Below are 13,881 nucleotides of genomic sequence, written 5' to 3'. Positions count from 1 at the left end.
CATGCCCGTTCCACCCCTCGATATCGACGGCGCGCTGGTCGCGCGCGCCCTGTCGCTGGACGTGGCCTACTTCCGTCGCCTGATGGACGCCGGCAAGGTCACCGTGCTGTGCGAGCGCGGCACCGGCGACGACAGCGGCTGCTACCGCGCGAGCTTCTACCACGCCGGCCAGCGGGCGCGCTTCGTACGCGACCGCAGCGGCCAGTGGCAGCCCGCCTGATCGAAGACCCTCTCCGCGTGCCGCCGCGCGTTGCCTGACCCGGCCGTTCAGTTCGGGACGCGTCCGGGCGCGCGATCACGTAGGATGGCCCCGCTTCATCGTCCTGCGTCCCGTCCGACCGTTGTCCTGTCGCCCGCTGCGCTTTTCTCCACGCGTCCTCCCGCGACGCCTTGCCAGGAGCGCGCCATGCCGGCTCGTCGGTTCCGCCTCTTCCTCCACGACATGCCTGCGCGGCCATCCCGGCCTCCGTCCTGCGGAACGGTCGCATGAACGCCGCTGCCGTCCCCCTTTGCGAACGCTGCGATGCCGTGTGCTGCCGGCTGACGGTCGTGCTGCAGCCCGAAGACCGGGTTCCCTCGCACCTGACCACGCATACCGATGCCGGCCTGCACGTGATGGACCGTGACGAAGAAGGCTGGTGCGTGGCGATCGACGCGGCACGCATGTGCTGCTCCATCTACGAAACACGACCTGACATCTGCCGTCGCTTCGTCATGTCCGGGCCCTACTGCCGCGACGTGCGCGACGACTATCTCGACCGCACGTCGCGCGGCATTCCGCTGACGCTGTACTGACGCGACGTCGCGCGGCATCAGCCGCCCGGCATCCTCACGAACAGCGGTACCGCGCCCACGTCCTGGAAGCCGAGCCGGCGATAGACCGGATGTCCCGCGTCGGACGACTGCAGCACGCCCACGCGATAACCGAGCGCCTGTGCGCGACGCAGCGGTTCGGCGGTGACATGGGCGCCCAGCCCCTGCCCGCGGGCCTCCGGCAGCGTCGCCACGCAGTAGAGGCCCGCCAGTCCATCGTCGATGAACATCATCGAGGTCGCCACGATGCGACCGCCACGCCGGATGGCGAAGAACTGGATCCGCGCATCGTCCGCCGGATCGGCGCCGAGCGCTTCGGGCGAGAGCATCCGCGACAATCCGCGTGGGAGCTCGTAGCCGGTGGCAAGGACATCGGTCCATTCGCCGAACGCCGCCGGCGTGGCGATGCGCTCGAACATGTCGCCATGCGGCAACGGGGTCACCGCCAGACGTGCGATGTCCACCGCCATCGCCGGCATCGCACCGTGCGGCTGGAAGCCGCGCGCGGCCAACACAGCGGCGAGGTGCTCGCTTGCGCCATGCAGGCAGATGACGGCGGACGGTTGCGCGATGGACAGCAAAGGCGTGACCGCCGCGATAGCGGCTTCATGATCGTCCCAGGCAAGGATGGCGAGATTGCCGAGAGGATGGGGTTCGCCGGAGATCAGGCGGAACCAGTCCGCATCGGCCACCCCGCCCTGCGATCTCATGGCCCATCGCCACAGGTGGTCCAGATGACCGGCGGCGCGGGCGCCGATGGTATCGGCGCAGGCCGCGATCGACACGACGGGAGGCGAGGACGGCATGGCGTGACTCCCTGCAGGCGAGGCGAACCATCACCGCACGACCGCACACCGATGGTGCGGCCCGCCGTGATGCCGATGGCCTCGAGGATCCCCTGCGTCCCGATAGTCACACTGCCCGGCCCCGGACACAAGCCGGAGCCGACGGCCCTCAGCGGGCGAACACCGGCTCCAGCATCCGGAACGTCCCCGCATCCGCATCCATCTCGACCCTGCCGCCCACCGGCACGATGAACTGCTGGCGGATGTGGCCGATCATCGCGCCGCGGTAGGCGGGGATCTTCAGCGGCTTGAAGTAGTCGTCGAAGATCTGTGGCAGCGTCAGCGAGCCGTAACCGCCGCCGGGATCGCACTCGGTGCATTCGCCGAAGATCACGCCCTTCACCTTGTCCAGCGCGCCCATCAACCGCAACGTGCTGAGCATGCGGTCGATGCGGTACGGCGCCTCGGACACATCCTCGAGGAACAGGATCTTGCCGCTGAAGTCCGGCAGGTACGGCGAGCCGGCGAGCGCCGTGAGCACGGTGAGGTTGCCGCCCACCAGTTCGCCCTGCGCCTTGCCGCCGGTGATGGTGACGGTGCGGTTCCTGCGCTGCACGAGTTCGTCGCCCTTGTCGGTGCTGTTCGCGTACTGCATCTGTTCGCGCTGGAAGAACACACGGCGGAACTGGTCGGCGTTGAACGTGTTCCAGCTGCCGATGCCGATCGGGCCATGGAAACTGACCAGCCCGGCCTGCGACAGCAGCGCGTTGTGCAGCGCGGTGATGTCGGAGTAACCCAGCAGGATCTTGGGATGGCGGCGGATGGTCGCGTAGTCGAGCAACGGCAGCAGGCGCGCGGCACCGGAGCCGCCGCGCGCGCAGACGATCGCCTTCACCTCGCGGTCGGCGAACATCGCGTTGAGGTCGCCCGCCCGCTCCGCATCGCTGCCGGCCAGGTGGCCATAGCGGGAGGCGAGGTGCGGCGCCACCTTGACTTTCAGGCCCAGTGCTTCCATCGCTTCCTGCGCCAGTTGCAGGTCGAACGGTTCGTCGGTGGCGCCCGACGGACTCACCAGCGCGACCGTGTCGCCGGGATTCAGGGCGGGCGGCAACAGGCGCGGTCGCGGGGTCGCCGCCGTCGCCGTGGTGCCGAGCGCGAACGGCACGGTGGATGCAGCGGCCATCAGGGCCGCACTGCCAAGGAAATGTCGCCTGTTCATGCCACCTCGATTGGACATCGCATGGATCGGAGCTTCATCCTAACCGCTGCGGACCGGCGGGCGCATGCACGGCCTGTGTCCTTCGGACGCCGGCTTTGTCGTGAACCTCTGGTAATCATCCGACGACGCGAAGGGAGGGAAGCCCATGGCCAGGATCCAGCGGCCGTTCTATCCGATCATCTATGTGCGCGGCTACGCGATGACGCGCGACGAGGTCATCCAGACCACCTCCACGCCCTACATGGGCTTCGAGGCCGGTTCGACCAAGATCCGCCAGGCGCAGGGCGGACGCATCGTGAAGTTCGTGTTCGAGTCGCCGCTGGTGCGGCTGATGAAGGACTACGACTACCGCGACACCTACGCGGCCGGCGCGGAAAACGCAGGCAAGCTGTCGCCGCGCAGCATCGTGATCCACCGCTACTACGACGCCGCCGATCCCGCATTCGGCGACGGCAAGGCGCTGTCGATCCCGGATGCCGCCAAGGCGCTGGCCGAGCGCATCGTCGACCTGCGCGAGCGCATCTGCGGCAACAACCAGGCCGACCGGCAGGCGTTCCGCGTCTACCTGGTCGCCCATTCCATGGGCGGGCTGATCTGCCGCTGCCTGCTGCAGAACCCCGAGGTAGCCACCGCCGAGGTGCGCGGGCTGGTGGACAAGGTGTTCACCTACGCCACCCCGCACAACGGCATCGAGGTCGGCGGCATCAATGTGCCCAGCCTGCTGTCGATCAACGACATGAACAACTTCAACCGCGGGGTGATGGCCAAGTACCTCAAGGTGCCGAAGGACAAGGTCAACACGCTGGGCGACTCGGGCTTTCCGCTGGAGCGTTTCTTCAGCCTGGTCGGTACCAACAGCCGCGACTACGCGGTGGCGCACGGCCTGTCGGCGATGGCGGCCGGGCAGATGAGCGACGGCCTGGTGCGGATCGAGAACGCCTACGTCGCCGGCAGCCCGCGTGCCTTCGTCAACCGCAGCCACAGTGGCTTCTTCGGCATCGTCAATTCCGAGGAGGGCTACCAGAACCTGTCCCGTTTCCTGTTCGGCGACCTCAGCGCCACCGCGCGGCTGGACATCACCGCCCTGCCGTTCCCGCCGGAGATCGAACAGGCGCGCAAGCGCGGCAAGAAGATCGCCTCGTCGTACTACATCGAAGCGACGGTGGCGCCGCGCGGTGCGTACACCTACGACCTGACCTCGCGTACCAAGGCGCACGAAAGCGCGGTACGGCGCGAGTATGCCGAGCTGTTCGACCAGGACGGCAACCTGATCAGGGATGCACGCGCGCCGGTGCTGTTCTCGGTCTACCTGGACAGCTCGAAGATCACCGCCGGCAGCGAAGTGTCGTTCTCCATCGACCTGGCCGTGTCGACGGCCGGTTACGAAGTGGACGGCGCGCTGTTCCTCAAGCAGCACATCCCCGGCGAGTTCCTGTTCCGCGACACCCTGGTGCTGTTCGCCAAGCGCAACGACGATGGCACGTGGGCGCTGCGCTACGTTTGGGCCGACGAGCACTGGGCCACCGGGCCGAAGAACGCGGCCGAAGTCGCCCGCATGGGCAAGAAGGCCGTCGGCGTGGCGCAGACCGCGCCCACCCTGTTCGCCGTACCGGTGGCCTCGAGCAAGGGTTTCCAGGCCCAGCTGAGCATCGCGCTGTCGCCCTGGGTGTAGGCGGCGTCCCGTCCACCAGGTACTGCCGGTGGACGGAGCCGGTGGCCGTGTCGATTCCGTCCGTGCCCGTTCGTCGCAGGGTGGAGAGGCGGACCTGACACTCCGCCGGGAAGCACGACATGCGCAGACTCATCGCGGCCGTCATGGTCAGCCTCGACGGCGTCATGCAGGCGCCGGGCGGGCCCGGCGAAGACACCAGTGGCGGCTTCGCCCACGGCGGCTGGGTGTGGCCGTACGCGGGTGAGGACGAGGCGATGGACGGGCTGTTCGCGCAGCCGTTCATGCTGCTGCTGGGGCGGCGCACCTACGACATCTTCGCCGGACACTGGCCGCAGGTGCCCAGCGACGCGCCGCATGGTGGGATCGCCGATGCCTTCAACGGCGCCACCAAGTACGTGGCGACCCATCATCCCGACTCGCTCGCCTGGCAGCACAGCCATGCGCTGGGTGCCGACGTCGTGTCGGCCGTGCGCGCGCTCAGACGCCGCGAGGGACCAGATCTCGTCACCCAGGGCAGCAGCGCGCTGCTGCACCAGCTGCTCGCCAGCGACGTCGTCGACGAGCTGCGCCTGCTGACCTATCCGGTCCTGCTCGGGCGCGGCAAGCGCCTGTTCGACGACCGCACGCGGGCCGCGGCGTTCCGCTTGGCCGCCTCGCGCACCACGGCAGCCGGCGTGATCGTCAGCCGCTACCTGCGCGATGGCGACGTGCGCACCGGTTCGTTCGCGGACGGCTGATCGCCAACGACGGCTTCACCCGATGTTCCCTCCCCGCGGCGCGATGATCGCACCGCCCTTCCCTGCCTTCCCGATGGAGACCACCATGACCCCGAAGAACACGATCTGCCTCTGGTACAACAACGACGCCGAGGAAGCCGCCAATTTCTACGCGAAGACCTTCGCCGACAGCGAAGTGACCGCCGTGCACCGCGCGCCCGGCGACTATCCCTCCGGCAAGGAAGGCGACGTGCTGACGGTGGAGTTCACCGTGTTCGGCATTCCCTGCATCGGCCTGAACGGCGGCGATGCCTTCAAGCACAGCGAGGCGTTCTCGTTCCAGATCGCCACCGACGACCAGGAAGAGACCGATCGCCTGTGGAACGCCATCGTCGGCAACGGCGGGCGCGAAAGCGCCTGCGGCTGGTGCAAGGACAAGTGGGGCCTGAACTGGCAGATCACCCCGCGCGTGCTGACCGATGCGATGGCGAACCCGGACCGCGCCGTCGCCAAGCGCGCCTTCGAGGCGATGATGACGATGCACAAGATCGACGTGGCGAAGATCGAGGCTGCGGTCCGCGGCTGATCCGCGCCGTCAGCGCAACGCCGACGACAGTGCGCGGGCCGTGCTGTCGTCGGCGCCGGCGTCTGCGCTCGCCGCGGCCTGCGCCCGGCAGGCCGCGCGGTACGCGGTGGGCGTGCACCCCATCGCCGCCTTGAACGCGCGGTTGAACGGCCCCAGCGAGGCGAAGCCCACGGCGCCGCTGATCTCCAGCACGCTGGGGGTTGCCGCCGGGTCGGCCAGTCGACGGCATGCGTCTTCGATGCGGTAGCGGTTGATCATCTGGTTGAAATTGCGCTCGCCCTTCACCTGCGTGATCAGCCGGCTGAGCCGGTGTTCCGCGATGCCCAGCCGATGCGCCAGGTCCAACACCTTGAGCTCGGGCTCGCGGTAGGCATGCAGCACCTCCATCTGGTGCCGCAGCGCGTGCAGCAGCCGCGCCTCCTCGTCGCTGGCGGGTCCCTCCACCCGCGGTGACGACGCCGGCGACGCCACCGCCCGTGGCGCGCGTCCGCGGTACCGCAGCGCCGCATGGGTGAACAGCAGCATCGCGAAGGCGCAGAGGGCAACCACGCCGCTGCGCAGTCCGGCCACGGCGGGCACCGCGCCCACCAGCGTCGTCGACAGCACGCAGCCGGCGAACATCACCATGAAGGCGACGCGCAGGCGACGTTCGGCCGGCGGCAGCGACGACGACCAGCCGCGCACGGCTTCGAGGAAGCTCAGCACCAGCAGGCTCGAACTGGCCAGCGTCAGCAGGCTGTCGAGCGCGGATGCCCACGGCGACGCCGCCGCATGCGCGCCCAGCGTGGCGCCGCGGTAGGCCGCGATCAGCAGCGCGACGCCGACCGCGACCAGCACATGCACCCGGCGCACGCCGCCCTCGCCGCGGAACAATGCGCGCGACACCAGCCAGAAGCCGTTGCAGGTCGCGCTGCCGCCGATCGCGACCGCCCAGCGCATCCATGCCGGCGCGTCCCCCATCCACGGCGACATCAGCGACAAGGCCATCGAGCCGCTGACCACGGCGAACACCACCTCGGCATCGCGCTTCGGCCGTTGCCACAACAGGACCAGCAGCGACAGGGTCGCTACCGCCACCGCGACTGCCGTCGCCACCGCCTGCCACCCGTGCATCGCATCGCCCTCCCGTGTGTCGCCCACAGGGTCGGCCACCGGGCCCGTCGCGGCAAGCGCCATCGGTCACGCACGCCGCGCGGGACGGACGAATACCGACGACGATCCAGCCAGCCGAATCGCGAATCGGCAGGACGCCCGGTCGGCTGGCCGCCATCGTGCGGCTCCGTCTCCCCCGGAACCCGCCCATGCAATCCCACCTCGCGCCCGATCGCCTGCTGTCCCGCGGCGCCACGGCCTGGTTCGCCACCGCCCTGCTCGGCCAGGCCGCCTTCATCGCCTTCATCGCCGTGTTCTTCGGCGGCGCCATCGCCAGCGGCAACCTCGCCGCCGTCAACGCCAAGCCGCACATCACCGGCTACGCCCCGGGCGATCCGCTCGGCAACCTGCAGTTCCTCGGCCATGCGCTGCTGGGCGGGCTGGTGACGCTGGCCGGGCTGTGGCAACTGGTGCCCGCGCTGCGGCGCCGCTGGCCGGCCGTGCACCGCTGGAACGGGCGCCTGTTCCTCACCATCGCGCTTGTCGTGACGCTGACCGGCTTCTCCCTGGTCTGGCTGCGCGGCTCGCGGCTCGGCCTCGGCAGCGATGTCTCGATCAGCCTCAATGGCCTGCTGATCGTCGCCTTCGCCCTGCTGGCCTGGCGCAGCGCGCGGCGGCGGGACTTCGCCAGCCATCGCCGCCACGCCCTGCGCGCGTGGCTGCTGGTGAACGGGGTGTGGTTCCTGCGCATCGGCATCATGCTGGCCGGACTGCTCCTGGCCCCGATGGGCATCGCCATCGACTACCAGGGCGCGATCTTCATCGGGGTCAGCGTCGCCAGCTGGCTGCTGCCGCTGTTGGTGCTGGAGCTGTACTTCCGCGCCGAACGCTCGCATCGCGCGTGGCGGCAGGTCGCGATGGGTGGCCTGCTCGGCGTGTTCGCCCTGCTGACGCTGGCCGGCAGCGCGGCGGCGGCCGCCTTCATGTGGTGGCCGGTGCTGTGAACGTCGTGGCGAATCCCCGCGTCGCAGCGGCGTGCGCGCCCCCGGCCCTCAATCTCCGGCCATCACCGCCGTTATCGAGGTTGCTGATAGCATGGCGCGCCACCGGTGGGGGGACCGATGCCCGGAATTCCGCATGTTCCTTGATGCACGGCGCGCCAGCGCCCTGCTCGTCGGCGCCCTGTGCGCGCTCCTGCTGTTTCCCGCCCAGGCGCTGGAAGCGCGGCGGACGATCGGCCAGTTCACCCATGTCTGGTACGAGAACGAACTGCCGCAGGGCACGGTGCTGTCCATCGCCCAGCAGGCCGACGGTGCCATCTGGCTGGCGACCTATGGCGGACTGGCGCGGCACAGCGGCGCGGGCTTCGAGACCATCGACCCGCGCGTCGCGCCGGCGCTGAAGAGTTCGGCCATCACGGCCGTCAGCGCGGACCGCGAGGGCGGCCTGTGGGTCGGCACGCTCAACGGCGGCCTGTACCGCCGGCAGGGCCGCACGCTGGAGCCGGTCGCGCTGCCCGCCGGCATCGAGAGCGTGTTCGGCATCGTCAACGACACGACCGGTGGCCTGTGGCTGACCACCAATGCGGGCGTGGTGCGGATGGCGAACGGAACGCCACGCCTGCTCGGCGACGCCGACGGCTTTCCGCCTCGCGGCTTCTACCGGGCCATCGTCGCCGACCGCGCGGGTGGCATCTGGATCGCGGCCGACGGCGTCGGCGTCGTCCACTGGCAGGACGGCAAGGCGCGGCTCTACGACGAGCAGGACGGCCTGCCCAGCAACGCCGTCTACAGCCTGGCCGTCGATGCCGGCGACACCGCCTGGGTCGGCACCCAGGCCGGTCCCGCGTTCTTCCGCGAGGGGCGTTTCCAGCGCGACCCGCGTGCGGCCGCGATCGACGGACGGCGCATCTACAGCCTGTACGGCGACCGCGACGGCAATGTCTGGTTCGCGCCGCTGGACGTGGGCCTTTGCCGCCTGACGGCCGATGACTTCAGTTGCGACAACACGCTGGCGGGCATGCAGGGCGAGACCGTGCGGTCGATGTTCGAGGACCGCGAAGGCAACCTGTGGATCGGCACCACCTCCAGCGGCCTGCACCGGCTCAGCCCGTCCAAGCTGGTCACGGTCACCGGGCAGATGGTCTCCAACGCCGTGCGCGCGGTGCATCAGGTGCCGGGTGGGGCGTTGTGGATCGGCACCGACGGCGCCGGCCTGTCGCGCTACCAGGGGTCGGCACTGCAGCCGGCCACCGACTACAACCGGCAACTGCCCAGCCAGCTGGTGCGCGCCATCCTCTCCGACGACCAGGGCCAGCTTTGGGTGGCCGGCACCGAAGGCGTCACCCGCTTCGATGCGAACGGCCGCGCCCGCAACTTCGGCCTGGCCGACGGCCTGCCGGGCACCATCGTGTTCGCCTTCGCGCCGGCGCGTCAGGGCGGCATGTGGACCGGCACGCTGCAGGGCGTGGCCCGCATCGACGGCACGCGGGTGGAGGTGGTGGAAGGCACGCGCGGCGACGACACCCGCGCCCTCTACGAAGACCCCGATGGCCGGCTGTGGATCGGCCTGCGCAGCGGCCTGCGCTGCCTGTCGCGCGGCACGGTGGATACCTGCCGCACCGATGGCTTGCCCGGGACCAGCGTGTTCGCCTTCCACCCGACCGCCGACGGCAGCCTGTGGCTGGGCACCAGCGTGGGCATCGTGCGCATCCACGACGGCAAGGTGACCCGCTACCTGGAGCGCGCCGGTTTCCACGGCGACGCGGTGTTCGCCCTGCTCGATGACGGGCGCGGGAACCTCTGGTTCAGTTCGAACCGCGGCATCGGCCGGCTCGCCAGTGCCGACTTCACCGCGCTCGACCGCGGCCAGGTGCAGCAACTCGCCCCCCGCTGGTACGGCACCAGCGACGGCATGCTCAACGCGCAGGGCAACGGCGCCTCGCAGACGCCGGCCGACCGCAGCGACGACGGACGCCTGTGGTTCGGCACCGCCAAGGGCGTGGTGATCGTCGATCCGGACCGCATGCAGGGCAACCCGCAACCGCCACCGGTCTCGATCGAACGCCTGCTGGTGGATGGCGTGGACGTGGATCCGCACGCGGCCGGCCGGCTCGGCCCCGGCGTGGAGCGACTGGAACTGCAGTTCGCGGCAATGAGCTACGTGGCGCCGTCGGCCGTGCGCTACCGCTACCGGCTCGAAGGGTTCGACCGTGCCTGGAGCGAACCCGGCACGGGCCGCGCCGCCTACTACACCAACCTGCCGCCCGGCGATTACGTGTTCCGCGTGATGGCCAGCAACAACGACGGCGTGTGGAACGAACAAGGCGCGCAACTGCGCTTCACCCTGCTGCCGCAATGGCACCAGACCTGGTGGCTGCGCACGCTGGTGGCGCTGTTCGCGCTGGGCGCATTGGCCGCGCTCGTGCGGTTGCGCCTGCGCGCGGCGCGCGAGCGCGAGCGCGCACTGACCCACGAAGTGGCCCAGCGTACCGACGCCCTGCGCGAAGCCAATGCCCGGCTCGAATTGCTGGCCGCCAGCGATGCGCTCACCGGCATCGCCAACCGACGCGAGTTCACCCGCCGCCTGCAACTGGCTTGGGACGACCATGCCGAGCGCGACGTGCCGCTGGCCGTGCTGCTGATCGACGTGGATGAGTTCAAGGCCTACAACGACAGCTACGGCCACCTGGGCGGCGATGCCGCACTGGCCACGCTCGCGGCGGCACTGGCAACCAGTCTGCGCGGAAGCGGCGACCTGGCCGCGCGTTACGGTGGCGAAGAGTTCGCCATCCTGCTGCCGGACTGCGACGCCGACGCGGCCCTCGCCCTCGCCCGCCAACTGGTCGCCGACGTGCAACGCCTCGCCCTGCCCCACCGCGCATCGAGCGTGGCGCATGTCGTCACCGTCAGCATCGGCGCCGCCAGCCTGCGTCCCGCGCACGGCCGCAATCCGGATGCCTTGCTGCACGCGGCAGATGCAGCGCTGTATTGCGCCAAGGCCGAAGGCAGGAACCGGGCGTTGCCGGCGAAGTGACCGCGGCCCGCCTATCGTAGGGCGGGCTCAAGCCCGCCGTCGCGGGCCCACCGTCATCCGGTTGGAGGTTCGCACGCACGGGCATCGCGATACCTCGCCGAGGAACCCCACGGCGGACGCATCAACATGGCGGGCCTGGGCACGCCCTACGGAGGACCGCGTCATCGTAGGGCGGGCTCAAGCCCGCCGTCGCGGATCCACCGTCATCCGGTTGGAGGTTCGCATGCACCGACACGCGATACCTCGCCGAGGAACCCCACGGCGGACGCATCAACATGGCGGGCCTGGGCCCGCCCTACGCGAGCCGTCGCGGACTTGCCTTCACTCGCCCATCCATTCCCAAGCGTAGACCCCGCGCGCTACCCATCGCGGAAACGACGAGTGCAGCCAGTCGCAAGCACGCGCTACATGGCCATGCTTGACAGGATTGAGATGCACGTAGTCGATATGACGCCGCAGGTCGTCCTCGTCGCGGATCAGGTGCTCCCAATAGCGGCGCTGCCACAACCCGCGCTCCCGTCGGTCGATGCGTTGCCGTGAACGCTGTTCGCAGGCCGACAAGCGACGACTGACGTGGGACTTGATCTGCGCCCAACGGTTCGTGTTGTCGGCGTCATCTGCCGGCAACCGCCAGACACAGTGCAGATGGTCGGGCAACACCGCGATCGCCAGCACATCGAACGGTCGCACACGCCGCGTCTCGCGGAATGCCTCGCGCAACAAACCGATGTGATCGACCAGCAGACGGCTGCGCCGATCCAGCAGATTCACGGTGAAGAAGTAGGTACCACCCGGCACCCGCATGCGGCGATAGTTGGGCATGCGGGAAGCGTCGCGCATCGCCAGGTACCCGGACACTCGTCCGACACCGCGATGCACCGTCAGGAAACGCCACCTCGAATGCGCAGGCGCGACGAACCGTAGGGCGTGCTCAAGCCCGCCGTCGCGGACCCACCGTCATCCGGTTGCTCGCTCTCACCCACCGGCGTCGCGATACCTCGCCGAGCAACACCACGGCGGAGGCATCAACATGGCGGGCCTGGGCCCGCCCTACGGAGGGTCACTCCATCGTAGGGCGGGCTCAAGCCCGCCGTCGCGGATCCACCGTCATCCGGTTGGAGGTTCGCATGCACCGACACGCGATACCTCGCCGAGGAACCCCACATCGGACGTATCAACATGGCGGGCCTGGGCCCGCCCTACGGAGGGTCACTCCATCGTAGGGCGGGCTCAAGCCCGCCGTCGCAGGCCCACCGCCATCCAGTTGGAGGTTCGCACGCACCGACACGCGATACCTCGCCGAGGAACCCTACGGCGGAGGCATCAACATGGCGGGCCTGGGCCCGCCCTACGCGCGCCGCGTCCGACCGGACCCTTTGCGCGCCTGGCTCCCTCGTCAGCGTGGGCAGGTGTTCACGCCCAGCAGCCGGTACAGGGGACAGAACCCGAACAGGCCGGTGACCAGCGGCACCAGGCCGATCCACGCCCACAGCGGGCCGCCGGTCAGTGCCCAGCCGATCAACACCGCGCCGACCACCACGCGCGCCCATTTGTCGAAGCCGCCCACGTTCGTTTTCATCACGCCACCTCCCATCCGGGAAACGCAGCGTGGCGCGGCCGGCGCCGGCCCGCATTGATCGGAATCAAACTCCGTGGGCTGAGCGCCACCGTCGCCGCCCTCGCCTAACGCCGCGTAACGGTTTTGCAACCTTCAAGGCATGACCTCTGCGCCATGGCGGTAACGGAGCGCTATGTATACTCGGTCACACTCGGCGGGTGCCCCTTCCCGCCTCGAATCACGGAGCGATGTCATGGGTCTTGTGCAGGCGGTGGTGGGTGCGGTCGGTGGCGTGCTGGGCGACCAGTGGAAGGATTTCTACACGGTGCCGCAGGGCCTGCCGTCGACGGCGGCGCTCTTCGCCGCGGTGCCCCAGGGCACCAATGCCGGGCGCGGGTCCAATACCAGCGGCTCGACCAACATCATCACCAACGGCTCGAAGATCGTCGTGCCGGAAGGCTACGGCCTGCTGTTGATGCAGGACGGCGCGATCACCGCGTTCGTCGCCGAGCCCGGCGGCTACGAGTGGCGCTCTGACGACATCAACTCCAAGTCGATCTTCGCCGGCGACGGCCTCGTCTCGACCTTCATCACCCAGAGCTGGGAGCGCTTCAAGTTCGGCGGCCAGCCGGGCTCGCAGCAGGCGGCGTTCTTCGTCTCGCTGAAGGAACTGCCGGACAACCGCTTCGGCACGCAGTCCGAGATCTACTGGGACGACGGCTTCCTCAACACCCAGGTCGGCGCGGTCACGCGCGGCTCGTACACGCTGAAGATCGTCGACCCCATCCTGTTCGTGAAGAACTTCGTGCCGGCCAGCTACCTGCAGCCGGGCAAGGTGTTCGACTTCACCGACCTGGACAACGCCGCCGCCACCCAGCTGTTCAACGAAGTGGTGGGTTCGCTCGCCCCGGCCTTCAGCCTGTACACGAACGATCCGTCCAAGGGCAACCGCATCACCAAGCTGCAGCAGGATTCGCTGGGCTTCGCGCAGAGCCTGTCGGCCGCGGTGGAACAGGGTTACCAGTGGAGTTCCGACCGCGGCCTGGCCATCGTCAAGACCGCCATCGTTTCCATCGAGTACGACGCCAACACGCGTGAATTGCTGAAGACCGTGCAGCGCGCCGATGCGCTGTCCGGTGCGCGCGGCAATTCCAACCTGCAGGCCAGCGTCGCCCAGGGCATCCAGTCCGCCGGCGAGAACGGCGGCGCGGCCGGCCTGATGGGTGTGGGCATGGCCACCGGCATGATGGGCGTGGGCACCCTGCAGCAGCCGGCCGCCCCCGCGGCACCGGCCGCGGAGGATCCGGTCGCCAAGCTGAAGAAGGCCAAGGAGATGCTCGACCTCGGCCTGATCACGCAGTCCGACTACGACGCGCTGAAGGCGAAGGCCCTGGGCCTGTAAGCG

General features: G+C 69.4%; 13 protein-coding genes. 8 read left to right on the top strand and 5 right to left on the bottom strand.

Going from position 1 to position 13,881, the window contains the following annotated elements; genetic code table 11:
- Position 1 precedes the first annotated feature (1 nt).
- Both ACGHX3_RS08155 and ACGHX3_RS08150 read left to right on the top strand, forming a co-directional pair.
- The gene (locus ACGHX3_RS08155) at positions 2-220 is read left to right on the top strand and encodes a DUF6522 family protein (protein WP_394697045.1); all 219 of its coding nucleotides are present in this window, start codon (positions 2-4) and stop codon (positions 218-220) included.
- 266 nt (positions 221-486) lie between these two features.
- Positions 487-795, top strand: a complete 309-nt coding sequence (locus tag ACGHX3_RS08150) for a YkgJ family cysteine cluster protein (protein ID WP_162338878.1) — start codon at positions 487-489, stop codon at positions 793-795.
- Between the two features lie 17 nt (positions 796-812).
- Here the strand turns inward: ACGHX3_RS08150 and ACGHX3_RS08145 are convergent, their stop codons facing one another.
- Together ACGHX3_RS08145 and ACGHX3_RS08140 are read right to left on the bottom strand one after the other, a co-directional pair.
- Positions 813-1,619: a GNAT family N-acetyltransferase gene (locus tag ACGHX3_RS08145; protein ID WP_394697044.1), complete on the bottom strand. Its 807-nt coding sequence runs from the start codon at positions 1,617-1,619 to the stop codon at positions 813-815.
- A gap of 148 nt (positions 1,620-1,767) precedes the next feature.
- Positions 1,768-2,817, bottom strand: a complete 1,050-nt coding sequence (locus ACGHX3_RS08140; protein WP_394697043.1) for an LD-carboxypeptidase — start codon at positions 2,815-2,817, stop codon at positions 1,768-1,770.
- A 145-nt stretch (positions 2,818-2,962) separates the two neighbouring features.
- Between ACGHX3_RS08140 and ACGHX3_RS08135 the strand changes: the two genes are divergently transcribed.
- From ACGHX3_RS08135 to ACGHX3_RS08125, 3 genes are all read left to right on the top strand, one after another.
- The gene (locus ACGHX3_RS08135) at positions 2,963-4,489 is read left to right on the top strand and encodes an esterase/lipase family protein (RefSeq protein ID WP_394697042.1); all 1,527 of its coding nucleotides are present in this window, start codon (positions 2,963-2,965) and stop codon (positions 4,487-4,489) included.
- A gap of 119 nt (positions 4,490-4,608) precedes the next feature.
- Complete coding sequence (locus ACGHX3_RS08130; protein ID WP_394697041.1) at positions 4,609-5,226, top strand: dihydrofolate reductase family protein; 618 nt, start codon at positions 4,609-4,611, stop codon at positions 5,224-5,226.
- Between the two features lie 85 nt (positions 5,227-5,311).
- Positions 5,312-5,791: a VOC family protein gene (locus tag ACGHX3_RS08125; RefSeq protein WP_213603824.1), complete on the top strand. Its 480-nt coding sequence runs from the start codon at positions 5,312-5,314 to the stop codon at positions 5,789-5,791.
- Positions 5,792-5,800: 9 nt separating this feature from the next.
- Here ACGHX3_RS08125 and ACGHX3_RS08120 read toward each other — a convergent pair whose 3' ends face one another.
- Positions 5,801-6,967, bottom strand: coding sequence for a helix-turn-helix domain-containing protein (locus tag ACGHX3_RS08120; RefSeq protein ID WP_394697040.1), 1,167 nt, complete (start codon positions 6,965-6,967; stop codon positions 5,801-5,803).
- A gap of 125 nt (positions 6,968-7,092) precedes the next feature.
- Between ACGHX3_RS08120 and ACGHX3_RS08115 the strand changes: the two genes are divergently transcribed.
- Positions 7,093-7,887: a DUF2306 domain-containing protein gene (locus ACGHX3_RS08115; RefSeq protein ID WP_394697039.1), complete on the top strand. Its 795-nt coding sequence runs from the start codon at positions 7,093-7,095 to the stop codon at positions 7,885-7,887.
- A 133-nt stretch (positions 7,888-8,020) separates the two neighbouring features.
- A complete protein-coding gene (locus tag ACGHX3_RS08110; protein ID WP_394697038.1) occupies positions 8,021-10,918 on the top strand; it encodes a two-component regulator propeller domain-containing protein in 2,898 nt (965 codons plus the stop codon).
- Positions 10,919-11,239: 321 nt separating this feature from the next.
- On the opposite strand, the gene ACGHX3_RS08105 is transcribed toward ACGHX3_RS08110, so the two are convergent.
- Together ACGHX3_RS08105 and ACGHX3_RS08100 are read right to left on the bottom strand one after the other, a co-directional pair.
- Positions 11,240-11,758, bottom strand: coding sequence for an REP-associated tyrosine transposase (locus ACGHX3_RS08105; protein ID WP_394697037.1), 519 nt, complete (start codon positions 11,756-11,758; stop codon positions 11,240-11,242).
- A 556-nt stretch (positions 11,759-12,314) separates the two neighbouring features.
- Complete coding sequence (locus tag ACGHX3_RS08100) at positions 12,315-12,497, bottom strand: DUF2892 domain-containing protein (RefSeq protein WP_162338888.1); 183 nt, start codon at positions 12,495-12,497, stop codon at positions 12,315-12,317.
- 232 nt (positions 12,498-12,729) lie between these two features.
- On the opposite strand from ACGHX3_RS08100, the gene ACGHX3_RS08095 reads away from it, so the two are divergent.
- Positions 12,730-13,878: an SPFH domain-containing protein gene (locus tag ACGHX3_RS08095; protein ID WP_394697036.1), complete on the top strand. Its 1,149-nt coding sequence runs from the start codon at positions 12,730-12,732 to the stop codon at positions 13,876-13,878.
- The last annotated feature ends 3 nt before the right edge of the window (positions 13,879-13,881 follow it).

The sequence above is a fragment of the Pseudoxanthomonas japonensis genome (assembly GCF_043632995.1).
Taxonomy (GTDB): Bacteria; Pseudomonadota; Gammaproteobacteria; order Xanthomonadales; family Xanthomonadaceae; genus Pseudoxanthomonas_A; species Pseudoxanthomonas_A japonensis.
Note: the sequence above shows the minus strand (reverse complement) of the source record. Positions and strands in the feature narration are given on the sequence as shown.

Excerpts from the sequence above, each read along its gene's own strand:
- ACGHX3_RS08155 (WP_394697045.1), top strand. The coding sequence starts at position 2 with ATGCCCGTTCCACCCCTCGATATCGACGGCGCGCTGGTCGCGCGCGCC.
- ACGHX3_RS08150 (WP_162338878.1), top strand. The coding sequence starts at position 487 with ATGAACGCCGCTGCCGTCCCCCTTTGCGAACGCTGCGATGCCGTGTGC.
- ACGHX3_RS08145 (WP_394697044.1), bottom strand. The coding sequence starts at position 1,619 with ATGCCGTCCTCGCCTCCCGTCGTGTCGATCGCGGCCTGCGCCGATACC.
- ACGHX3_RS08140 (WP_394697043.1), bottom strand. The coding sequence starts at position 2,817 with ATGAACAGGCGACATTTCCTTGGCAGTGCGGCCCTGATGGCCGCTGCA.
- ACGHX3_RS08135 (WP_394697042.1), top strand. The coding sequence starts at position 2,963 with ATGGCCAGGATCCAGCGGCCGTTCTATCCGATCATCTATGTGCGCGGC.
- ACGHX3_RS08130 (WP_394697041.1), top strand. The coding sequence starts at position 4,609 with ATGCGCAGACTCATCGCGGCCGTCATGGTCAGCCTCGACGGCGTCATG.
- ACGHX3_RS08125 (WP_213603824.1), top strand. The coding sequence starts at position 5,312 with ATGACCCCGAAGAACACGATCTGCCTCTGGTACAACAACGACGCCGAG.
- ACGHX3_RS08120 (WP_394697040.1), bottom strand. The coding sequence starts at position 6,967 with ATGGCGCTTGCCGCGACGGGCCCGGTGGCCGACCCTGTGGGCGACACA.
- ACGHX3_RS08115 (WP_394697039.1), top strand. The coding sequence starts at position 7,093 with ATGCAATCCCACCTCGCGCCCGATCGCCTGCTGTCCCGCGGCGCCACG.
- ACGHX3_RS08110 (WP_394697038.1), top strand. The coding sequence starts at position 8,021 with ATGTTCCTTGATGCACGGCGCGCCAGCGCCCTGCTCGTCGGCGCCCTG.
- ACGHX3_RS08105 (WP_394697037.1), bottom strand. The coding sequence starts at position 11,758 with ATGCGCGACGCTTCCCGCATGCCCAACTATCGCCGCATGCGGGTGCCG.
- ACGHX3_RS08100 (WP_162338888.1), bottom strand. The coding sequence starts at position 12,497 with ATGAAAACGAACGTGGGCGGCTTCGACAAATGGGCGCGCGTGGTGGTC.
- ACGHX3_RS08095 (WP_394697036.1), top strand. The coding sequence starts at position 12,730 with ATGGGTCTTGTGCAGGCGGTGGTGGGTGCGGTCGGTGGCGTGCTGGGC.